Source organism: Streptomyces sp. NPDC101237 (genome assembly GCF_044767465.1).
GTDB lineage: Bacteria > Actinomycetota > Actinomycetes > Streptomycetales > Streptomycetaceae > Streptomyces > Streptomyces gramineus.
The window spans coordinates 83,327-102,867 of the sequence record NZ_JBIWNY010000011.1 but is presented as its reverse complement, the minus strand read 5'-3'; the positions used below and the strand labels follow the sequence as shown (position 1 = coordinate 102,867).

The following is a 19,541-nucleotide window of genomic DNA, read 5'->3' as shown; positions in this document are numbered from 1 at the left end:
GAGTCCAGCCTGCCACGGAAGAAAGCAGGTGCAGATTTCCTCAGCTTCCGCTCGGCGCAGGAGACCTCCATGACCGCCATGCCCGCCTCACCCCCTGCTCTCGCCGCCCCGACCGGGGACTCCGGCTACCTGGTGCAGCTCGCCCGCGACGAGGACGACGTCCGCGCCGCGCAGCGCCTGCGCCACCAGGTGTTCGCCGGAGAGATGGGCGCCCGGCTCGACGGGCCGGAACCGGGTCTGGACGTGGACGCCTTCGACGCGTTCTGCGACCACCTGCTGATCCGGGAAGCCCTGACCGGCGAGGTCGTCGGCACCTACCGGCTGCTGCCGCCCGAGCGTGCCGCGGCCGCCGGCCGCCTCTACTCCGAGGGCGAGTTCGACCTCGGCCCGCTCGCCGCCATCCGCCCCAACCTGGTCGAGGTCGGCCGCTCCTGCGTGCACCCCGCCCACCGCGACGGCGCCGTGATCGGCCTCATCTGGGCCGGCATAGCCCGGTACATGGTGGACCGCGGCCACGAGTGGCTGGCCGGCTGCTGCTCCGTCCCGCTCGCCGACGGCGGTGCCCTCGCGGCCGCCACCTGGGAGCGGGTGCGCGCCAAGCACCTCGCCCCGGAGGAGCTGCGGGTCCGGCCGCTGCGCCCCTGGACGCCCGAGGGCCCGGCCCCGGAGGGCCGCGCCGAACTGCCCGCGCTGCTCCGCGGCTACCTGCGGCTCGGTGCCTGGGTCTGCGGCGAACCCGCCCACGACCCGGACTTCGGGGTCGCGGACATGTACGTCCTGCTGTCGATGCGCCGCGTCAACGCGCGCTATCTGCGGCACTTCCTCTCGCTCGTCCCGGCCTGATGAGCGTCTGGCTGCCCAGCGCGCCGTGCACCCCCGGCGCCTGCGTCGAGTCCGCGAGGTCGCTCGCCGTCCTGCCGCGCGCCGTGCTGCGGTTCACCGCGGTCCTGGCCCTGATCGTCGTCGCGATCGTGCTGCTCCCGGCCGGCGGCCGGATCCCCACCGCGTGGGTGCGGCGGTTCTCCCGGCTGGTCGTCCTGGCCGCCGGGGTCCGGATCCGGACCAGCGGCAGCGCCCCGGCCACCGGCGGAGTGCTGCTCGTCGCCAACCACATCTCCTGGATGGACATCCCGCTGCTGGCCTCCGTACGGCCCGCCCGGATGCTCGCCAAGAAGGAGATCCGCGACTGGCCGGTGGCCGGCGCGCTGGTGGCCGGCGCGGGAGCGCTCTTCATCGACCGGGACCGGCTGCGCGCGCTGCCGGACACCGTCGGACGGATCTCCGGCGCGCTGCGGGACGGTGCCGCGGTGGTCGCCTTCCCCGAAGGCAGCACCTGGTGCGGCCGCGCGCAAGGCCGGTTCCGCCGGGCCGTCTTCCAGGCCGCCCTGGACGCCGGCGCGCCCGTGCAGCCGGTGCGGCTGCACTACCGGCGGGAGGCGGGCGGGGCCAGCACCGTGCCCGCCTACGTCGGCGAGGACACGCTGCTCGCCTCCGTGTGGCGCGTGGTGTCGACCCGTGGCCTGGTCGCCGAGGTGGACGTCCGGCCGCTGATACCGGCCGGCAGCCACCCGGACCGCCGCACCCTCGCCGGCGCCGCCCAGCCGGTGACCCACGAGCCGGCCTGGACGCACGCGGCCCTGGTCAGCGCCGGGACGGGCGCGCAGCGGCCGCTCTCCCCGTGGAGCCTGGGCGAGTCGACGCCGTAGCGCTGCAACTCGCCCGCCGGCTTGGTCCGCTGGGCCTCGCCGCCGGACAGCTCCGTGGCCGGCTGCCCCAGCCGCAGATAGCCGAGACCCACGTCGAGCAGCGTGCCCAGACCGCGTGCCACCGCCGGTGTGTCCGCGAAGAACTCCGCCGCGCTCTCCACGGTCAGGTCCAGCACCTCGGCGATGTTCCGCCCCCGGTGGGTCACTTCGAGCGTCGCGGGGTTGTAGCGGGCCCCGCCGCAGTCCGGGCACGGCGCGTAGGTGCCGGGCAGGAACAGGGCTCCACGCCGACCCGGAGACCCCGGTGAAGACGGACAGTACGTCCCGGGGGATGTCCACGTCGACGCCCGGAGACTGTGCTCCCGGGCGTCGCGGACGCGGACTTAGGGATCGTGAGTGCTGGGCATGGAGGGAGACTTGGTACGGACGACTCGCCGGGCAGGGACAAACCCCGCGAGTCCAGTCCGTGCGGTGTGTCAGGGCCGCGGAGGGTTGTTCCGGTTCCGCTCCTGGTCGATGTAGTCGGTGGCCTTCTGCTGGCCCATGTCGACCTGGGACTGGTACTTGTTCCCGGTCCGCTGGTCGATCATGTCGCCGCCCTTGTCGACGCCCTTCTTGGCCTGTTCCTCGTGGCCCTTGAGCATCCCCTTGAGCTTGTCCAGCATGGACATGGCAGCCCTCCTCGCTGGTTGAGGCTTCCCCACCAGCGTCACCGGCCCCGGCCCGGTCCGCATCTCGGCCGCCGTCCTCGTGCGGGCCCGGCCCGCCTGTGCGAGGTTGGAAGACGCGGAATCCCGCCTACCGCAAGCTGAGCGCAGAAAGGCCCGGGTCCCATGAGCACTCCCGGTTTCGGATACGGCCGCAGTCCCTTCGAAGACTTCGACGAGCTGATGTCCCGGTTCTTCGGCGGCTCGGGACCGGCCGTGCCGGCCCGTCGTCCGCAGCGCGTCGACATCGGCAGCCTGCTCTCCGAGCGGGCGCGCGAACTGGTGGCGGAGGCCCGCGAACTCGCCGCGGGCGAGGACAGCGACGAGGTCGACGCCCGGCACCTGCTGGCCGCGGCCACCACGCACGACTCCACCCGACGGCTGCTCACCGAGGCCGGTGCCGATCCCGACCAGCTCCGCGAACGGCTCACCGCCGGGCACGGCGGCACCGGCGGCCGGACGGAGCCCACCGCGCTCACCCCGGCCGCCAAGCGCGCCCTGCTCGACGCCTACCAGATCTCCCGCGCCGAGGACGCCTCCTACATCGGCCCCGAGCACCTGCTGCGCGCCCTCGCCGCGAACCCCGAGTCGACGGCCGGCCGGGCGCTCGCCGAGAGCGGCTGGGAACCGGCCCGGATGCCGGCCGAGAGCGCGGCGGAGCGGAAGAAGCCCAGCACCACGCCGACCATCGACGAGTACGGCCGCGACCTCACCGAGGACGCCCGCGCCGGGCGCCTGGACCCGGTGATCGGGCGGGACGACGAGGTCGAGCAGACCATCGAGGTGCTCTCCCGGCGCGGCAAGAACAACCCGGTGCTGATCGGTGACCCCGGTGTCGGCAAGACCGCCATCGTCGAAGGCATCGCGCAGCGCATCGTCGCCGGGGACGTGCCCAAGACCCTGGAGGGCAAGCGGCTGGTCTCCCTCGACCTGGCCGGCATGGTGGCCGGCACCAAGTACCGCGGCGAGTTCGAGGAGCGGCTGAAGAAACTCCTCGACGAGGTCCGCGAGAACAGCGACGGACTGGTGCTGTTCCTGGACGAGTTGCACACCGTGGTCGGTGCCGGCGGAGGCGGCGAGGGCTCCCTGGACGCCGGCAACATCCTCAAGCCCGCCCTCGCCCGCGGCGAGCTGCACCTGATCGGCGCGACCACGATCGACGAGTACCGCAAGCACATCGAGAAGGACGCGGCCCTGGAACGCCGGTTCGCGCCCATCCTGGTCGGCGAGCCCAGCGTCGACGACACCATCGCGATCCTGCGCGGACTGCGCGACCGGTACGAGGCCCACCACCAGGTCCGGATCACCGACGAGGCGGTCGTGGCGGCCGCCGAGCTGTCCGACCGGTACATCACCTCCCGCTTCCTGCCGGACAAGGCGATCGACCTGATGGACCAGGCCGCCGCCCGGGTCCGGCTGCGCTCGAAGACCCCGCCCACCGACACCCGGGACATCGAGGACCGGATCGCGGCCCTGACCCGGGAGAAGGACCAGGCCGTCGCCGACGAGGAGTACGAGCGCGCCAAGGAACTCCGCGACCGGATCAAGGAGACCGAGGCGGAACTGGCGCAGGAGGGCACGGCCGACGAGCACGCGCCCAAGGTGACCGCCGAGGACATCGCCGAGGTCGTCTCCCGCAGCACCGGCATCCCGGTCGCCGAGCTGACCGAGGAGGAGCGGGAGCGGCTGATGAAGCTGGAGGACCACCTGCACGAGCGGGTGGTGGGCCAGGACGAGGCGATCACCGCCGTCGCCCGCGCGGTCCGCCGCGCCCGGGCCGGCATGAGCGACCCCAACCGCCCCATGGGCAGCTTCCTCTTCCTCGGCCCGACCGGCGTCGGCAAGACCGAGCTGGCCCGCGCCCTGGCCGCCGCTCTCTTCGGCGACGAGAACCGCATGATCCGCCTGGACATGAGCGAGTTCCAGGAGCGCCACACGGTCTCCCGGCTGGTCGGCGCCCCGCCCGGATACGTCGGCCACGAGGAGGCCGGCCAGCTCACCGAGGCGGTGCGCAGGCAGCCGTACGCCGTGCTGCTCCTGGACGAGGTGGAGAAGGCGCACCCGGACGTCTTCAACACGCTGCTGCAACTGCTCGACGACGGCCGTCTCACCGACGCCCAGGGCCGCACCGTCGACTTCAAGAACACCGTCGTGATCATGACGTCGAACATCGGCGCCGACCGCATCCTGGCCGCCGGCACCGAGGACTACACCAAGGTCCGCGAGGCCGTCATGCCGGCCCTGCAGCAGCACTTCCGGCCGGAGTTCCTGAACCGCATCGACGAGATCATCGTCTTCCGCGGCCTGGACCGCACCCAGCTGCGCGAGATCGTCGACCTGCTGCTGGAGCACACCCGGCGCCGTCTGCACGCCCAGGACGTCGGCCTCGACGTCACCGACGAGGCCGCCGGGCTGCTCGCCAACCTCGGCCACGAACCCGACTTCGGTGCCCGCCCGCTGCGCCGCACCATCCAGCGGGAGGTCGACGACCGCCTCGCCGACCTGCTGCTCTCCGGTCAGCTGACGGCCGGCGACCGGGCGGTGGTGGACGCGCCCGACGGCGAGATCGTGATCCGCGCCGACCGTCCCGCCGAGGTCTGATCAGGCGTTCACGACGGCGGCGAGCCGCCGATAGGAGTCCAGCAGCGCCGTACGGTCGTACGTACTGGTGGTGACCAGGACCTCGTCGGCGGCGGTCTCCTTCAGGACCGTCTCCAGCTCGTCGGCGACCTGCTCCGCGGTGCCGGCCAGCTGCCCGGCCAGACCGGACTCGAAGAGGCCGCGCTCCCTGTCGGTCATCGTCCTGCCCTCGACCGCCTCGGCCGGGGGCAGCGGCGGGAAGCTGCCGTGGGTGCGGGAGTACGCCATCGACCAGGCCTCGGGGACGAGCAGCCGCCGGGCCGCCTCGGGGGTCTCGGCGACGGCGACGGTCCCGGAGATCACCACGTACGGTTCGGTGGCCCACGCGGAGGGACGGAAGCGGTCCCGGTAGCGGTCGACGCCGCGGCGCATCCGGTCCCGGTCGCGCAGGTCGCCGATGACCATCGGCAGTCCGGCCCGGGCCGCGATGTCCGCGCCCTCGCCCATCGCCAGCACGAACGGCGGCACCCGCAGCCCCTCGGCCGGGCGGGCCCGCACCCCGGTCGGCGAGGTGCCCTCGAACCAGCCGAGGAGTTCGGTCAGTTGGGCCGCGAAGTCGTCGGCGTCGTCCTTGCCGCGCCCGAGCGCCCGGCGGACCCCGTCGGTGAAGCCCACCGACCGGCCGAGCCCCATGTCGATCCGGCCGGGGAACAGCGACTCCAGCACGCCGAACTGCTCGGCCACCACCAGGGGCCGGTGGTTGGGCAGCATCACGCCGCCGGTCCCGACCCGGACGGTGCGGGTCGCGGCGGCGACGGCGGCGGCCAGCACGGTCGGCGCCGAACCGGCGACCCCGGGCACCCCGTGGTGCTCGGACACCCAGAACCGGTGGTAGCCGAGTGCCTCCACCTCCCGGGCCAGCGCCACGGTGTCCCGCAGCGCCGCACCGGGGGAGTGGCCCTCACGGGTGCGCGAGCGGTCGAGGACGGAGAAACGGGTCCGGGCGGTCAGCGCGTTCACAGTCGGTTCAACAGCGCGGCGCCCCCAGGATTCCCGCCGCGGGACCGCGGTGCGGGAGCCCGGTTAGGGTGGCCGCGTGACCGAGAGCAGCAACCGTCCCCTCGCCGTGTTCGACATCGACAACACGCTCGCCGACACCGCGCACCGGCAGCGGTTCCTGGAGGGGAGCCGCCGGGACTGGGACGCGTTCTTCGCCGCCGCGCCGCACGATCCGCCGCTCGCCGAGGGGATCGCGCTGGCCGTGGCGACCGCCGAGGAGTGCGAGATCGTCTATCTCACCGGGCGGCCCGACCGCTGCCGGCGCTCCACCCTGGACTGGCTCGCCGCCCACGGGCTGCCCGAGGGACGCGTGCACATGCGGCGCGACGCCGACCGCAGGCCCGCCCGGCGCACCAAGCTGGAGATCCTGCGCCGCCTCGCCGAACGCCGGGAGGTCCGCGTCCTGGTCGACGACGACGAGCTGGTGTGCGACGACGCCGAGCGGGCCGGGTTCACGGTGGTACGGGCCCGCTGGGCCGACCGCTCGGCCGCGCTGGAGCGGGCCCAGGAGGCGGACGGGCGGACCTGAGGCCCGCCCGGTGGACGCGTCCGGCGCGGCCGTCAGCCCTCGTCGTCGATGCGGAAGCCCACCTTCAGGCCCACCTGGTAGTGCTCGATCTGCCCGTTCTCGATCTGGCCCCTGACCTGGGTCACCTCGAACCAGTCCAGGTTGCGCAGAGTCTGGCCGGCGCGCGCGACACCGTTGCGAATGGCCTGGTCGATGCCCTCGTTGGAGGTGCCGACGATCTCGGTGACCCGGTAGGTGTGGTTCGGCATCGGGATGCTCCTCTCGTGGTCACTCCACCGTGCCGCATCCGGCAGCCGCGCGCGAGGCGTCGGTGACCGGCGGCGCCGCGGCGAAGGGACCGCCGGGGCCGAACACGAGCCGTCCGAAGTGCTCGGCGATGATCCGGTGCCCCGCCGGATCGGGGTGCACCTCGTCGGGGAGCGGGAACTTCTCGTACTCCCGCTCGCCGTACAGCTCCCGGCCGTCGAGGTGGTGCAGGTTCGGGTCGTCGGCCGCGCGCTCCGCGACGATCCGGGCGAGTTCGGCGCGGACGACGCCGAGGGTCAGGCGGCCGGCCGCCCGTTCGGCGGGGTCGCCGGTGGCCCTGAACCGCAGGGTCCCGCCGTCGAAGTCGGGGGCGAGCGGTCCGGGCGTGTCCTCCTGAACGGGGCACAGCAGGGCCGAGACGACCAGCAGCGGTGTGTGCGGATGTCCTTCGCGCAGGGTGTCGAGGAATCCGTGCACCGCGGGGGTGAAGGCGCGCAGGCGCATGGCGTCGGCGTTGACGATGTTGATGCCGATCTTCACGCTGATCAGGTCCGCGGGCGTGTCCCGCATCGCGCGCGCGGTGAACGGGTCCAGCAGCGCGCTGCCGCCGAATCCCAGGTTGACCAGCTCGACCTGGCCCTGGGCGGCCGCCAGGGCGGGCCAGGTGGCCGTCGGGTGCGTGGCGTTCGAGCCGTGGCTGATGGAACTGCCGTGGTGCATCCAGACCCTGCGCCCGCGGTCCGGCGCGCGCTCGACGGGGGCGTCGGTGCGCAGCGCGACGAGCTCGGTGATCTCCGTGTGCGGCAGCCAGATCTCGACGTCCTTGTCGCCGGCGGGCAGACCGGTGAACCGCGCGGTGCCGGGCGGCCCCTGCGTGAGTTCGGCGGACTGGGTGAACATGTCGGTGACCGTGTACACGTTGCCGCCGGGCACCGTCGCCTGGGCGGTGAGGCGGCCGTCGGCCACCAGGTCGTACACGCCGTCCGCCGGGGCCGGGAACCCCTGGTGGACCCGCTTGGTGGGCAGTGTGTCCAGTTCGACGGTGGTGGCGCGGGTGCGGAAGACCAGCCGCACGCCGGAGGGCTGGGCCTCGGCCTGGGCCAGCCGGTCGTCCGGGATCTGCCGGCGCGCCCACGCGGGCAGCCGGTGCGGGAGCAGGCCGTGCGCGGTCCGCTCCACGTCGAGGAAGCCGCGCAGCAGGTCCGCGGTGACGGGGGTGGTGATCCAGTCGGGTTCGGTGCTCAATGGCTCAGCCTGTCGAGGAGGGGGTGGGTGCGGCCCGGCCGCGCAGCAGGGCGTCGAGGGAGTCCACGATCCAGGCCCACGACTCCCGCGCGTCCGGGGCGCTGTGGTCGAAGCCGCCGGCCAGTTCCAGGCTGACGTAGCCGTGGAAGACGCTGCCGAGCATCCGGACCGCGTGGGTCTGGTCCGGTTCCGCCAGGTCGTAGCCGCGCAGGATGGCCCGTGTCATCTGCGCGTGCCGCACGCCGGCGCTGGCGGCGGCCGTCTCGGGATCGAGGCGCAGCCGGGCGGCGGCGTACCGGCCCGGGTGCTCGCGGGCGTAGCCGCGGTAGGCCTCGGCGAAGGCGGCCAGCGCGTCCTTCCCGGCCCGGCCGGCCAGGGCGTCGGCGGCCCGGTCGGCGAGTTCCTCCAAGGCGAACAGGGCGATCCTGGTCCTGAGTTCCTGGGAGTTCTTCAGGTGCGAGTACAGACTCGCGACCTTGACGTCGAAGCGCCGGGCGAGCGCCGAGACGGTCACCTGGTCGAAGCCGACCTCGTCGGCCAGCTCCGCCCCGGCCACGGTCAGCCGCTCCGGGGTGAGCCCTGCTCTAGCCATAACCTTCCTCCTGTCCAGCGAGAACGATAATGCATTTGCCTAAAGCTTTTAGGCAAATTAGCCTGCCGTGCATGAAACCCCTGACCGAGCGGGAGATCCGCGCCGCCTTCGTGAACTGCACCAAGGGCGAGGCCAAGCGCCTGTTCGTCCCCCATGACCTGTCCGACCGTCCGTGGGGCGATCTGGACTTCCTCGGCTGGCGGGACCCGCAGGCGCCCGACCGCGCCTACCTGGCCGTCGAGCTGGACGGACGCACGGTGGCCCTGGCCCTGCGCTCCTCGGGTGCCTCCTCCGGACAGGCGCGGCGCAGCATGTGCTCGATCTGCCTGACCACCCACACCGGAGGCGTCTCGCTGATGGTCGCCGCCAAGCCGGGCAAGGCCGGGCAGCAGGGGAACTCCGTGGGCGTCTACCTGTGCAGCGACCTCGCCTGTCCGCTCTACGTCCGGGGCAGGAAGGACGCGGGCGCCGGGGCCCGCATGCCCGAGTCGCTCACCCTCGAGGAGAAGGTCCGGCGGACCCTCGCCAACCTCACGGCCTTCGTCGCCCGGGTCACCGCCTGACCGTGCGCCGCGTCGACAGCCCTTGACCCTGCGTATTGGTCTGTACCAAAATCCCGTACACCCGCACGAGCCACCCGTGCTCGTTCCCCCACGTCGGGCCGTTTCCCCCTGTCCGCCAGACAGAAGGACCCCCTCGTGAGACCTCGTCGCCCGCTCGCCCTCGTCTGTGTCTCCGCCGCGCTGCTCAGCGCCTGTGGCGTTCTGCCGGGCGGCTCGCACGGGCGGCACACCGTCACGGTGTGGCTGATGCAGAACAGTGCCTCCCAGGAGTTCCTGCGCCGGTTCACCGCGGACTTCGAGCGCACCCACGAGGACATCCGCCTCGACATCCGCGTCCAGCAGTGGACCGGGATCGTGGACAAGGTGCAGACGGCGCTCAAGTCCGACTCCGCGGACGCTCCCGACGTCATCGAGGTCGGCAACACCCAGGTCCCGCAGTACGTCGAGGGCGGCCGGCTCACCGACCTGACCCTGGAGTCGATGCGGGACTGGGGCAAGGAGCACTGGCTGCCCGGCCTCGCCGAACCCGGCCGGGACGACAGCCGCCAGTACGGCATCCCCTGGTACGCGGCCAACCGCGTGGTCATCTACCGCAAGGACCTCTTCAGGAAGGCCGGCATCACCTCACCGCCCAGGACCCGCGACCAGTGGCTCACCGACACCGCGAAGCTCGACTCGGGCGGGAACCAGGGGATCTACCTCGCCGGACAGGACTGGTACACGCTCTCCGGGTTCGTCTGGGACGAGGGCGGCGACCTCGCGGTGGAGACGGACGCGGGCTGGCAGGGCGCCCTGGACAGCCCGGCCGCGCTGCGCGGGATGGACTTCTACCGGCGGCTCCAGGCCCTCGGCGCGGGACCCGTCGACGCCGACGAGGAACACCCGCCCCAGGCGCGGGTGTTCGCCTCCGGCCGGGTCGCCCAGCTCATCGCGGTGCCCGGCCTCGCCCAGTCCATCGTGCACGAGAACCCGGAACTCAAGGACGAGATCGGCTACTTCCCGGTGCCGGGCCGCACCGCATCCCACCCCGGTGCCGTCTTCACCGGCGGCTCCGACCTGGTCGTACCGCAGAACACCGACCGGCCCTACGACGCCGCCGCCGTCGTCGGCGCCCTCGCCGGCGCCAAGTGGGACACCGAACTGGCCCGCACCATGAACTACGTGCCCAACAAGACGACGCTCGCGGGCGCGGTGGCCGGGTCGGAGGGGGTCGCCGCCATGGCGGCGGGAGCCGCGCAGGGCCGGGCGACCCCCCACACCCCTGACTGGCCGGCCGTCGAGGCCGACAATCCGATCAAGGGCTACATGACCAAGGTGCTCCGCGGGGAAGACCCGGCGACCGAGGCCCGCCGTGCCTCCCGCAGGATCACCGAACTGCTCGCGCCGGACTTCGGCTGAGCCGGCGGGTCAGCGGGCGACGCTGAGGGAGAGCGCGAAGCGGCCCTGCGGGTCGGTCCACCAGTGGGTCAGCTCAAGGCCCGCGGCGGCCAGTTCGGCGGTCACACCGTCCCGCCGGAACTTCGCCGAGATCTCGGTGCGCAGTTCCTCGCCCGCGGCGAAGTCCACCGCCAGGTCCAGCGCCGGCACCTTCACGGTCTGCGCGACACGGGAGCGCAGCCGCATCTCGATCCACTCCTCCTCCGCGTCCCACAGGGCGACGTGGTCGAAGGCGGCCGGGTCGAAGTCGGCGTCCAGTTCACGGTCGACGACGGCCAGGACGTTCTTGTTGAACTCGGCCGTCACCCCGGCCGCGTCGTCGTACGCGCGGACCAGCACGTCCTCGTCCTTGACCAGGTCGGTGCCGAGCAGCAGCGCGTCACCGGGCGCGAGCAGCCCCCGCACCGAGGCCAGGAAGGCGGCCCGCTCGGCGGGCAGCAGGTTCCCGATGGTGCCGCCGAGGAAGGCCAGCAGCCGGGGACCAGGCGTCTCGGGCAGGCTCATCCGGCCGGTGAAGTCGGCGATCAGGGCGTGCACCGACAGTCCGGGGCGTTCCTCGACGAGCGCCCGGCCGGCCTGCGTCAGCGCGCTCTCGCTGACGTCGACCGGGACGTACACCTCCAGGGAGGTCAGCGCGTCGATGAGCAGCCGGGTCTTCTCGGAGGAACCGGAGCCCAGCTCCACCAGGGTGCGGGCACCGCTCGCGGCGGCGATCTCGGCCGACCGGGCGAGCAGGATCTCCCGCTCGGCCCGGGTCGGGTAGTACTCGGGCAGTTCGGTGATCCGCTCGAACAGCTCGCTGCCGCGGGCGTCGTAGAACCACTTCGGCGGCAGCGCCTTGGGCGTGGCGGTGAGGCCGTTCAGGACGTCGGCGCGCAGCGCGGCGTCCGTCGCGTCCTCGGGAAGGGTGCGGGTGACACGGAAGGGACTCACGTACAGGGCTCCTTCGGGGATGCGGACGCCGGGGCCTCGGCCGGGTTCGGATCCCGGTTCTCGAGCGGGGCGAGAGTGACGCCCCGACGGCTCGCGACGAGCAGGGTGCGGTCGGGGACGTCCTGCCAGCGCGGGTCGTCGTCGTAGGGCTCGGAGGCGACGACGACCCGGTGGCCGGGTTCCGAGAGATGGCTGAGACTGTCGCCCCAGGCGGTGGCGGCGATGGTCTCGCCGTCGGTGAGCAGCAGGTTGAGCCGGGCGGCCGGGGCCGCCTCGGCCACCTGGAGAACCGTTTCGGCGAGGGCGCGGCCCGGCGGTGTGCCGGACCGCAGCCGGTGCAGGACCAGGGCCCAGACGAACGCCGAGTCGGTGCGCGCCTCCAGGGAGAGCAGGTCGGCCGCGGGCAGCAGCGGCACCAGGGACGCCACGGCCTGCGGCCAGCCGGGGATCGCCCCGTTGTGGCTGAACAGCCAGCGGCCCGCGGCGAACGGCGCCGCCGCGGCCTCGCCGTCCGCACCCGCCAGCGTCGCGTCCCGTACGGCGGCCAGCAGCGCGCCGGTGCGCACCACCCGGGCCAGGTCGGCGAAGGACGGGTCGGCCCAGACGGGCCCGGCCCGCCGGTAGCGGGCCGGCTGCGGATCACCGTCGGCGTACCAGCCCACGCCGAAACCGTCGGCGTTGACCGTCCCGTACCGCTGCCGCCGCGGTGCCCACGACTGCCGGTACAGGGAGTGGGCGGGCTCCACGAGGAGCCGGCCGAGCGGCTCCTCGGGGCCCAGGCAGGCCAGATGACGGCACATCAGGCGGTCTCAGCGCTGCGGGCGGTGCGGAATCCGGAGAAGATCTGCCGCCGGATCGGATAGTCCCAGTTGCGGAACGTCCCGCGGCAGGCCACCTGGTCCACGGCGAACGAACCGCCCCGCAGCACCTTGTACTCGGGGCCGAAGAAGACGTCCGAGTACTCCTTGTACGGGAAGGCGCTGAAGCCGGGGTAGGGGAGGAAGTCGCTGGACGTCCACTCCCAGACGTCACCGATCAACTGCCTCACGCCCAGCGGCGACTCGCCCTGCGGATAGCTGCCCGCCGGGGCGGGGCGCAGGTGGCGCTGGCCGAGGTTGGCGTGGGCCGGCGCCGGATCCGCGTCGCCCCACGGATAGCGCCGGGACCGGTTCTCGCCGGGGTCGTGCCGGGCGGCCTTCTCCCACTCGGCCTCGGTGGGCAGCCGGCGGCCGGCCCAGCGGGCAAAGGCGTCCGCCTCGTACCAGCTCACGTGCAGCACCGGCTCCTCGGGCGGCACGGCCTCGGTGATCCCGAACCGGCGCCGCAGCCACTGGCCGCCCTCGCGCCGCCAGAAGTGCGGGGCGACGATCGAGTGCTCGCGGACGTGCGTCCAGCCCTCCGGGGTCCACCAGCGCTCGTCCTCGTAGCCGCCGTCCTCGATGAACGCCAGGTACCTGCCGTTGGTCACCGGGGTGGTGTCGATCCAGAAGGACGCGACCTCCCGTCGGTGCGCGGGGCGTTCGTTGTCCAGCGCCCACGGCTCGGTGGAGGTGCCCATGGTGAACGGGCCGCCGGGGACCAGGACTTCGGCGGGGCCGGTGAACGGCGGCGCCGGGTCCGGGTCCGGGGCGGTCAGGGCCTGGGGGCCCCTGCGGAGCTGATGGGTGATCAGCATCGTCTCGTCGTGCTGCTGTTCGTGCTGGGCGATCATCCCGAAGGCGAAGCCCGCCTCGGTCAGCCGGGTGCCGCTGAACGCCGAGCCCTCCAGCAGGTCCAGCGCCCGCCCGCGCACCTCGGCCGCGTACCGCCGGGCCTCCTCCGGCGGCAGCAGCGGCAGCGTGGGACGTTCGGAGCGCGGGTGCTCGAAGGCGTCGTAGAGGCTGTCGATCTCGGGACGCATCGGCTCCCGCCCGCCGACGTTGCGCAGCAGCCAGAGTTCTTCCTGGTTGCCGATGTGCGCCAGGTCCCAGACCAGCGGGGACATCAGCGGGGAGTGCTGGGCGGTGAGGTCGGGCCCCTCGACGCAGCTGGTCAGGAGGGTGGTGCGGTCCCTGGCCGCGGTCAGGGACGTCAGGGCCCGGTCCCGCAGGGTCTCGATGTCGATGTCGGTCTCAGGGGCGGTCATGCGGAAATGTCCTTCCCGTGGGCGCGGCTCGGTGTGCCGCGCAGGGGGTCCAGCAGGTCGTCGGCCGGGCAGCGGCCCTGTCGCACGTACCGGTCGGTGAACGCCGCGACGGCGGCCACCACCTCGCCGGTCGCGCCGAGCCGGGGCAGTGCCTCCAGCGCGGCCGCGAAACAGGCGACGGCGGCCTCGCGCAGCTCCGGGTCGCCGAGCCCGGTACGGGCCGCGTCGATCCACAGCGGATTGTTCGGCGCGGTCCGCGGACCCGCCCGCTCGGCCAGCTGTTTCACCGTCCGGTAGGCGGTCTCGGCGGCCTCCGGGTCGTCGAACAGCGCCGTCGTCACCGCCAGCGGCACGATCCAGCCGTCGTCACCGGGCTGCGCGTCGATCATCCGCAGCTCCAGATGACCGCGCGGCCGGACCGGCGGGAACAGGGTGGTGAGGTGGTACGCGAGGTCGGCCCTGGTGGGCGACCCGGACCGGGTCCACTCCCGGAAGGTGAGCCCGTCGGGGACCTCCCAGGGGCCGCCGTCCCGGCGCAGGCACATCACCGGGGCGTCCAGCACGTGCCGGGCCCAGGACGCGCGCGGGTCACCGGCCAGCGGCGGCGCTCCCGCGCGGCCGGCGCCGATCTCCATCCACAGCAACTGCCGGGTGGAGACCCAGCCGGTGGGGCGTCCGCCCACCAGCGGGGAGTTCGCGAAGGCGGCCACCAGGACCGGGCCCAGCCGATGGGCCAGCCACCAGCGGCGGACGTGCCCCAGCGGGCCGGGCTCCTCGTGGCCCGCGTCCAGGCACACCTGCACGGAGGCCGAGCTGCACATCATGTGGCGGCCCGCCGGGCCGGTGCGGTCCAGGCATCTCTCCATCGCCTCGTAGCGCGGTTCGCGCAGGAAGCGGCGGGGGGTGTGCCAGGGATCGTGACCGGCGCCCACGAGGCCGAGGCCCTGGCGGGCGAGGACCGTACGGACGGCGTCCAGGTCGGCGGAGACGGTACCGATGCACTCCGTCAGGGAGGCGGCGGGCGGCGAGCTGAGCTCCAGCTGACCGCCGGGTTCGACGGTGAGCGCCGACCCCAGGGGTACCGTGCGCAGTGCGGCGTAGGCCGCTGCGAGTCGTTCGGGTGTCACGCGGAGCTGTGGTCGCCGCAGCTCATGAACCAGCCATTCCACCTCCACCCCGACCGTGCGGGGCGGGCCGGTCTTGAAGCAGATGCCCTTGACCAGGGCCTCCACCTCGGCTTCGGTCACGGCGGTGCGATCGTCCGAGAAGTCGGTCTTCACCGACCCGCCGGTACAGTCGCCGCCGTCGGATATCGAGTCGGACATGTAGGGATCCTCCTGAGATTCCACCATGCCGCCGGCCCGGCCGTGGTGGGGCCTGGGACGGCATCGTCCGTTCCACCCAAGACCTTCGCGTCGATTCGCACAAGGGTACCTATTCGGACGTTCTAGATCGGTAACCTCTGCTTCCTCGCACGTTCCGGCGCCGTTTCGGGCGCAGGAAACTCCGTTGCACCGCACCACAAGCATCACCCAGGATGCCTGCGTGAGCACGACGGGGGAGACCGCGCAGGTCGCGGGTATGGCGTCCACGGGGGTGGCGCCATGAGCGCGCGCCTGCGCGGGATCGCCCGGGAGACCGAGGAGATCGTCGCCGCCGGGGGCTACCGGACCTCTGACGGACGCGAGGTCTCGCTGGCCGCCGGCATCGCCGCCGCACGTGCCGGGACCCGGATGCACGGCCCGCGACCGGTGCCGGTCACCGCCTCCGACCCGGTCCGCACGGAGTTCGAGGTGACCGGCGAGAGCAGCCTGGAGGCCGCGCGCCGGCTGGCCGACGCCCCGGTCGCGGTCCTGAACTTCGCCTCGGCCCGCAATCCGGGCGGCGGCTACCTGAACGGCGCCCAGGCGCAGGAGGAGGCCCTGTGCCGTGCCTCGGCGCTCTACGCCTGCCAACTGCACGCCCGCGCCTTCTACGACCACCACCGCGCCCACCGCGACCCGTTCTACTCGGACCGGGTGATCCACTCCCCGGCGGTGCCGGTCTTCCGCGACGACCGCGGCCGGCTCCTCGCCGAGCCCTACCGCGCCGGTTTCCTCACCGCGGCCGCGCCCAACGCCGGCGTGATCCGCCGGACGGCACCGGAGCGCACCGCCGAACTGCCGGACGTCCTGGCCGGACGGGCCGAACGGGTCCTGGAGGTGGCCGCCGCGCACGGCTACCGGCGGCTGGTCCTGGGCGCCTGGGGCTGCGGCGTCTTCCAGAACGACCCCCGCCAGGTCGCGGGGGCCTTCCGGGGGCTGCTGGGCCCCGGCGGGCGGTTCGCCGGGACCTTCGGCCACGTGGTCTTCGGGATCCTCGACCGCACACCGGGATCGACGGTACGCGCGGCCTTCGCCGAGGGGTTCCCGGCCGGCTTCTAGCGCCTCACTGCCAGCCGTAGCGCTCGTGCAGGCGGTTGCGTACGAGGTTGAAGCGGCCCCGGTCCAGCGCGCAGGCCTCGCGGCGCATTCCGTCCTCGTGCAGCCGCAGCACGCGGTCCACGTTTATCCACGAGTCGCGGCCCGACCGGTCCCAGGGGCCGCTGCCGAGGGCCACCCACTCGCGGTCGTCGTCGTGCCGCTTGCTCGACAGCTGCACCGCGAGCAGAGTGCCGCCGGCCTCGCGGGCGACGACCAGCACCGGCCGGTCCTTGCCCCGCCCGTCGTTCTCCTCGAACGGCACCCAGGTCCACACGATCTCACCGGGGTCGGGGTCGCCGTCGTGGGCGGGGGAGTACTCGGTGCGCACCCTGCCGACCTCGCGCGGGTCGGCCTCGGTGGTCGCGGTGGGGCCGTAACGGCCGGGAATGTTCTCGTCGTCGGTAAGCGCAGTCACGAGGGCACCCTAAAGGGCCTCACCCTGCGAGAACACGCGGGGTGCCGGTACGGCGCAGCTCGGCCTCGATCAACTCGGCCGTCACGTCGGCGCGTTCGATGTGCGGAAGATGACCGGCGCCGGGGACCGGGACGAACCGGCCCTCGGGGAAGGCCCGCGCCCAGGCGGCTCCGTAGGCGGGGGTGACGATCCGGTCGCTCTCGCCCCAGACGACCAGCACCGGCCGTGTCACCCGGCCCAGCCGGGGCAGCAGCTTCGCACTGGTCATCCGGCCGCCGTCGGTGAGCAGCCGCATGGTCTCCATGTTGGCCCGGCGGCGGGCCAGTTCGGCGGCGGGGAGGGTGGCGGGGTCGACATGGAAGCGGTCCGGGTCGTGCCAGGAGTGCTCGGCCTGGGCGCGCGGGTCCAGCGCGAAGAAGTCGGTGACCTCCTCGCCGTCGATCTCCGGGCCGACGGCGTTGACGAGGACGAGGCCGGTGATCACTGCGGCCGTGTCGCGGAGCGCCATCTCGGTGGCCAGCCGGCCTCCCAGCGAGGAGCCGACGATCAGGACGTCGCTCGCCCCGGTGTCCTGGAGCAGGTGCAGATAGGCGGTGGCCACGTCGTCGACGTCGGTCAGCCAGTCGGGGCGGGGTGTTCCGTCCCAGCCCGGGTGGACCGGCGTGAGGACGCGGCCGGACTCCGCGAGGCGGGCGGCGAGGCCGGCGACGGTCGCGGGGCCGCCGCCTCCGTGCAGGAGGAGGACGGTTCGGCCGGAACCGGCCTCGGTGAGGGAGACGGGCAGGTCGGGATACACCTGGACGGTGTGGTTCGTCGTCATGCCGAGGACTCTAACTAAACATCTTTATATAAACAAGCTTAGTCAGGGGTTAGGCTGGCCCCATGCAAGACGACCTGCACGTTCTCGGCCGAGCCGTGAAACAGGCCCAGTACCGGCAACACCGGGCGATGGACAGCGCGCTCGCGGACGTCGGAACCACCCTCGCGCAGTGGGACGCGCTGCGCGCCATCGACCGGCTGCCCGGCGCCTCGGCGCGTGAGCTGGCCGCCGTCACCTTCCAGAGCGAGCAGGCCTTCGGCACGCTGGTGGCCCGGATGGCGGCGCGGGGACTGGTGGAACGGGAGCCGGGCCAGGGGCGCCGCATCCTGCACCGTCTCACCGCGGAGGGCGAGCGGATCCTCGCGGCCGGCCACGGGGTGGCCGGCAAGGTGCTGGCCGGCTGCTTCGCCGGACTGACGGCGCCGGAACGGACCACCCTGCTGGGGCTGCTGCGGCGGCTCAACGAGGCCGATTAGAGAAGGAGATGCCCCCCGGACCTGCCGGGGGGCATCCACGCCGTGCGCCGCGCCGCCGGTCAGGCGCCGTCCTGCTCCACCACGACCTTCTGCGCCTTGGGGGCCTGGACCCCGTTGAGGACCGGCGAAGCTTCCGCGTGGTCCTGCCCGTTCTGGTGCATCGACGCCAGCAGCTGGCGGGCCAGCCCCAGTCCGGTACCGCCCATCGTGAGCGCCTTGGCGAACATCTCTCCCATGCCGTCGGCGCCGTTGAGCAGCACCATGTTGTCGACGTTGCCGAACGCGGAGGCGCCGGCCTTGACGATCTCCGGCCAGTTCTCGGCCAGTTGCTGGGCGACGACCGCCTCCTGGTTCTCGGCCAGGGCGGCGGCTCGGGCCTTGATGGCCTCGGCCTCGGCGAGGCCCTTGGCCTTGGCCGCCTCGGCCGCCGCCAGACCCTTGGCCTGCGCGGCGGCGGCCTCGGCCTCACCGGTGGCGCGGGTCGCGGCCGCGCTCGCCGTACCGCGGGCCTTGGTGGCCTCGGCCTCGGCGCTCGCGGCCGTCTTGACCCGGGTCGCCTCGGCCGCCGCCGCCAGTTCCGTCTCCTTCGCCTTGGCCTGGGCCGCCGAGATGCGCGCGTCGCGCTCGGCCTCGGCCAGCGTGCGCTTCTCGTACGCCCTGGCGTCGGCCGGCTTGCGGACGTCCGCCTGGAGCTGCTGCTCGCGCCGCTGCGCCTCCAGTTCGGCGACCCGTGTCTCCTGGACGACGACCTCCTGCCGGGCGGCCGCGTCGGCGAGCGGACCCGCCTGGCGGGACTGGGCCGCGGCCTTGTCGCGTTCGGCCTGGTAGCCGGCCTGGAGGATCTCGCTGTCCCGGGTGGCTTCCGCCATCCGGGCGAACGAGGCCTGCTCCGCCTCGGTGGCCAGCCGGTTCGCCTCCGCCTGCGCGATCCGCGCGTCCCGCTGGACGGCGGCCGCGTGCGGCATCGCCAGGTTCTTGATGTACCCGGTCGGATCCTCGATCTCGTGGATCTGCAGGGAGTCGACGATCAGTCCCAGCTTCTCCATCTCGGTGCCGCAGGCGGCGCGGGTCTGGCCGGTGAGCTTGTCCCGGTCGCGGATCATGTCCTCGACCGTCAACCCGCCCACGATGGACCGCAGATGACCGGCGAACACGTTGTGCACCCGCTCGGACATCAGCTTCTGCTGGTCCAGGAAACGCCGGCCCGCGTTGGCGATCGACACGAAGTCGTCGCCCACCTTGAAGATGACCACGCCCCGCACCTTCAGCGGAATGCCCTGCTGGGTCACGCAGTCCACCGACAACTCGGTCTCGTTCAGGTCCAGCGAGAGCTTGCGCACCGCCTGCACGCCCGGCAGCACGAGCGTGCCGCGCCCCGTCACGATGCGGAATCCCATACCTGCTTCGAGCCCCTCGGTCCGATGGTTCGAACCGGAGATGATGAGCGCCTCGTTGGGCTCGGCGACCCGCCACATCATCTTGAACACACCGATCAACACGAGCACGGCGAGAACCGCCGCCCCCGCAACGACGCCGATGACCATCGGCATACGCCCCCTTTGCATGGTGCCCTCACGGCACCGAACGAAGGGAGTGTGCGCCTGCGCGAGCGCGGGGTGAAGACGCTGACGGTTCCTTGTTGCAAT

20 protein-coding genes and 1 pseudogene are annotated in these 19,541 nt (G+C 73.1%); 8 read left to right on the top strand and 13 right to left on the bottom strand.

Going from position 1 to position 19,541, the window contains the following annotated elements; genetic code table 11:
- The first annotated feature begins 69 nt into the window (after positions 1–69).
- Positions 70–843, top strand: coding sequence for a GNAT family N-acetyltransferase (locus ACIRQ9_RS18860; protein ID WP_390631773.1), 774 nt, complete (start codon positions 70–72; stop codon positions 841–843).
- Entirely contained in the window at positions 843–1,706 is an 864-nt protein-coding gene (locus tag ACIRQ9_RS18855; RefSeq protein WP_404174159.1) for a lysophospholipid acyltransferase family protein, read from the top strand. The genes ACIRQ9_RS18860 and ACIRQ9_RS18855 overlap by 1 nt, the downstream gene beginning before the upstream one ends.
- On the opposite strand, the pseudogene ACIRQ9_RS18850 reads toward ACIRQ9_RS18855, so the two are convergent.
- Both ACIRQ9_RS18850 and ACIRQ9_RS18845 read right to left on the bottom strand, forming a co-directional pair.
- Positions 1,706–1,984: pseudogene (locus ACIRQ9_RS18850) on the bottom strand (ABC transporter); the annotation flags it as partial. The gene ACIRQ9_RS18855 and the pseudogene ACIRQ9_RS18850 overlap by 1 nt on opposite strands.
- 198 nt (positions 1,985–2,182) lie before the next feature.
- Complete coding sequence (locus ACIRQ9_RS18845) at positions 2,183–2,377, bottom strand: antitoxin (protein ID WP_404174156.1); 195 nt, start codon at positions 2,375–2,377, stop codon at positions 2,183–2,185.
- Between the two features lie 162 nt (positions 2,378–2,539).
- On the opposite strand from ACIRQ9_RS18845, the gene ACIRQ9_RS18840 reads away from it, so the two are divergent.
- Entirely contained in the window at positions 2,540–5,014 is a 2,475-nt protein-coding gene (locus ACIRQ9_RS18840) for an ATP-dependent Clp protease ATP-binding subunit (RefSeq protein ID WP_404174153.1), read from the top strand.
- On the opposite strand, the gene ACIRQ9_RS18835 is transcribed toward ACIRQ9_RS18840, so the two are convergent.
- The gene (locus ACIRQ9_RS18835) at positions 5,015–6,013 is read right to left on the bottom strand and encodes an MsnO8 family LLM class oxidoreductase (RefSeq protein WP_404174150.1); all 999 of its coding nucleotides are present in this window, start codon (positions 6,011–6,013) and stop codon (positions 5,015–5,017) included.
- 76 nt (positions 6,014–6,089) lie between these two features.
- On the opposite strand from ACIRQ9_RS18835, the gene ACIRQ9_RS18830 reads away from it, so the two are divergent.
- A complete protein-coding gene (locus tag ACIRQ9_RS18830) occupies positions 6,090–6,581 on the top strand; it encodes a hypothetical protein (RefSeq protein WP_404174147.1) in 492 nt (163 codons plus the stop codon).
- A gap of 32 nt (positions 6,582–6,613) precedes the next feature.
- Here the strand turns inward: ACIRQ9_RS18830 and ACIRQ9_RS18825 are convergent, their stop codons facing one another.
- Genes ACIRQ9_RS18825 through ACIRQ9_RS18815 form a run of 3 tightly spaced genes read right to left on the bottom strand, consistent with a single transcriptional unit; the run spans position 6,614 to position 8,664 of the window.
- Positions 6,614–6,829 carry a dodecin gene (locus ACIRQ9_RS18825; RefSeq protein ID WP_404174144.1) on the bottom strand — a complete coding sequence of 72 codons (216 nt, stop codon included), beginning with the start codon at positions 6,827–6,829 and terminating at the stop codon, positions 6,614–6,616.
- A gap of 19 nt (positions 6,830–6,848) precedes the next feature.
- The gene (locus tag ACIRQ9_RS18820) at positions 6,849–8,072 is read right to left on the bottom strand and encodes a GDSL-type esterase/lipase family protein (protein ID WP_404174141.1); all 1,224 of its coding nucleotides are present in this window, start codon (positions 8,070–8,072) and stop codon (positions 6,849–6,851) included.
- Positions 8,073–8,076: 4 nt separating this feature from the next.
- On the bottom strand, positions 8,077–8,664 hold the full coding sequence (locus tag ACIRQ9_RS18815) for a TetR/AcrR family transcriptional regulator (protein WP_404174138.1): 588 nt from the start codon (positions 8,662–8,664) through the stop codon (positions 8,077–8,079).
- Between the two features lie 71 nt (positions 8,665–8,735).
- Between ACIRQ9_RS18815 and ACIRQ9_RS18810 the strand changes: the two genes are divergently transcribed.
- A complete protein-coding gene (locus ACIRQ9_RS18810; protein ID WP_404174135.1) occupies positions 8,736–9,227 on the top strand; it encodes an FBP domain-containing protein in 492 nt (163 codons plus the stop codon).
- Positions 9,228–9,362: 135 nt separating this feature from the next.
- Positions 9,363–10,625: an extracellular solute-binding protein gene (locus ACIRQ9_RS18805; protein WP_404174132.1), complete on the top strand. Its 1,263-nt coding sequence runs from the start codon at positions 9,363–9,365 to the stop codon at positions 10,623–10,625.
- Positions 10,626–10,634: 9 nt separating this feature from the next.
- Here ACIRQ9_RS18805 and egtD read toward each other — a convergent pair whose 3' ends face one another.
- From egtD to egtA, 4 genes are read right to left on the bottom strand one after another with little or no spacing between them, the layout of a single operon-like run.
- Positions 10,635–11,597 carry an L-histidine N(alpha)-methyltransferase gene (gene egtD / locus ACIRQ9_RS18800; RefSeq protein ID WP_404174129.1) on the bottom strand — a complete coding sequence of 321 codons (963 nt, stop codon included), beginning with the start codon at positions 11,595–11,597 and terminating at the stop codon, positions 10,635–10,637.
- A complete protein-coding gene (gene egtC, locus ACIRQ9_RS18795; protein ID WP_404174126.1) occupies positions 11,594–12,397 on the bottom strand; it encodes an ergothioneine biosynthesis protein EgtC in 804 nt (267 codons plus the stop codon). Before egtC ends, egtD begins: the two co-directional genes overlap by 4 nt.
- Complete coding sequence (egtB, locus tag ACIRQ9_RS18790; RefSeq protein WP_404174123.1) at positions 12,397–13,722, bottom strand: ergothioneine biosynthesis protein EgtB; 1,326 nt, start codon at positions 13,720–13,722, stop codon at positions 12,397–12,399. Before egtB ends, egtC begins: the two co-directional genes overlap by 1 nt.
- The gene (gene egtA, locus ACIRQ9_RS18785; protein WP_404174120.1) at positions 13,719–15,047 is read right to left on the bottom strand and encodes an ergothioneine biosynthesis glutamate--cysteine ligase EgtA; all 1,329 of its coding nucleotides are present in this window, start codon (positions 15,045–15,047) and stop codon (positions 13,719–13,721) included. The genes egtB and egtA overlap by 4 nt, the downstream gene beginning before the upstream one ends.
- Positions 15,048–15,326: 279 nt before the next feature.
- On the opposite strand from egtA, the gene ACIRQ9_RS18780 reads away from it, so the two are divergent.
- Positions 15,327–16,145 (top strand): TIGR02452 family protein, encoded by an 819-nt coding sequence (locus tag ACIRQ9_RS18780; RefSeq protein ID WP_404174117.1) that lies wholly within the window; start codon positions 15,327–15,329, stop codon positions 16,143–16,145.
- Between the two features lie 4 nt (positions 16,146–16,149).
- Here ACIRQ9_RS18780 and ACIRQ9_RS18775 read toward each other — a convergent pair whose 3' ends face one another.
- Both ACIRQ9_RS18775 and ACIRQ9_RS18770 read right to left on the bottom strand, forming a co-directional pair.
- The gene (locus tag ACIRQ9_RS18775) at positions 16,150–16,599 is read right to left on the bottom strand and encodes a type II toxin-antitoxin system PemK/MazF family toxin (RefSeq protein ID WP_404174114.1); all 450 of its coding nucleotides are present in this window, start codon (positions 16,597–16,599) and stop codon (positions 16,150–16,152) included.
- A 19-nt stretch (positions 16,600–16,618) separates the two neighbouring features.
- The gene (locus tag ACIRQ9_RS18770; RefSeq protein WP_404174111.1) at positions 16,619–17,419 is read right to left on the bottom strand and encodes an alpha/beta fold hydrolase; all 801 of its coding nucleotides are present in this window, start codon (positions 17,417–17,419) and stop codon (positions 16,619–16,621) included.
- A gap of 62 nt (positions 17,420–17,481) precedes the next feature.
- Between ACIRQ9_RS18770 and ACIRQ9_RS18765 the strand changes: the two genes are divergently transcribed.
- Entirely contained in the window at positions 17,482–17,895 is a 414-nt protein-coding gene (locus tag ACIRQ9_RS18765) for a MarR family winged helix-turn-helix transcriptional regulator (RefSeq protein ID WP_404174108.1), read from the top strand.
- A 59-nt stretch (positions 17,896–17,954) separates the two neighbouring features.
- Here ACIRQ9_RS18765 and ACIRQ9_RS18760 read toward each other — a convergent pair whose 3' ends face one another.
- Positions 17,955–19,445 carry an SPFH domain-containing protein gene (locus tag ACIRQ9_RS18760; protein WP_404174105.1) on the bottom strand — a complete coding sequence of 497 codons (1,491 nt, stop codon included), beginning with the start codon at positions 19,443–19,445 and terminating at the stop codon, positions 17,955–17,957.
- Positions 19,446–19,541: the final 96 nt, after the last annotated feature.

Coding starts and splice junctions, on each gene's coding strand:
- ACIRQ9_RS18860 (WP_390631773.1), top strand. CDS start 70: ATGACCGCCATGCCCGCCTCACCCCCTGCTCTCGCCGCCCCGACCGGG.
- ACIRQ9_RS18855 (WP_404174159.1), top strand. CDS start 843: ATGAGCGTCTGGCTGCCCAGCGCGCCGTGCACCCCCGGCGCCTGCGTC.
- ACIRQ9_RS18845 (WP_404174156.1), bottom strand. CDS start 2,377: ATGTCCATGCTGGACAAGCTCAAGGGGATGCTCAAGGGCCACGAGGAA.
- ACIRQ9_RS18840 (WP_404174153.1), top strand. CDS start 2,540: ATGAGCACTCCCGGTTTCGGATACGGCCGCAGTCCCTTCGAAGACTTC.
- ACIRQ9_RS18825 (WP_404174144.1), bottom strand. CDS start 6,829: ATGCCGAACCACACCTACCGGGTCACCGAGATCGTCGGCACCTCCAAC.
- ACIRQ9_RS18815 (WP_404174138.1), bottom strand. CDS start 8,664: ATGGCTAGAGCAGGGCTCACCCCGGAGCGGCTGACCGTGGCCGGGGCG.
- ACIRQ9_RS18810 (WP_404174135.1), top strand. CDS start 8,736: ATGAAACCCCTGACCGAGCGGGAGATCCGCGCCGCCTTCGTGAACTGC.
- egtC (WP_404174126.1), bottom strand. CDS start 12,397: ATGTGCCGTCATCTGGCCTGCCTGGGCCCCGAGGAGCCGCTCGGCCGG.
- egtB (WP_404174123.1), bottom strand. CDS start 13,722: ATGACCGCCCCTGAGACCGACATCGACATCGAGACCCTGCGGGACCGG.
- egtA (WP_404174120.1), bottom strand. CDS start 15,047: ATGTCCGACTCGATATCCGACGGCGGCGACTGTACCGGCGGGTCGGTG.
- ACIRQ9_RS18780 (WP_404174117.1), top strand. CDS start 15,327: ATGAGCGCGCGCCTGCGCGGGATCGCCCGGGAGACCGAGGAGATCGTC.
- ACIRQ9_RS18770 (WP_404174111.1), bottom strand. CDS start 17,419: ATGACGACGAACCACACCGTCCAGGTGTATCCCGACCTGCCCGTCTCC.
- ACIRQ9_RS18765 (WP_404174108.1), top strand. CDS start 17,482: ATGCAAGACGACCTGCACGTTCTCGGCCGAGCCGTGAAACAGGCCCAG.
- ACIRQ9_RS18760 (WP_404174105.1), bottom strand. CDS start 19,445: ATGCCGATGGTCATCGGCGTCGTTGCGGGGGCGGCGGTTCTCGCCGTG.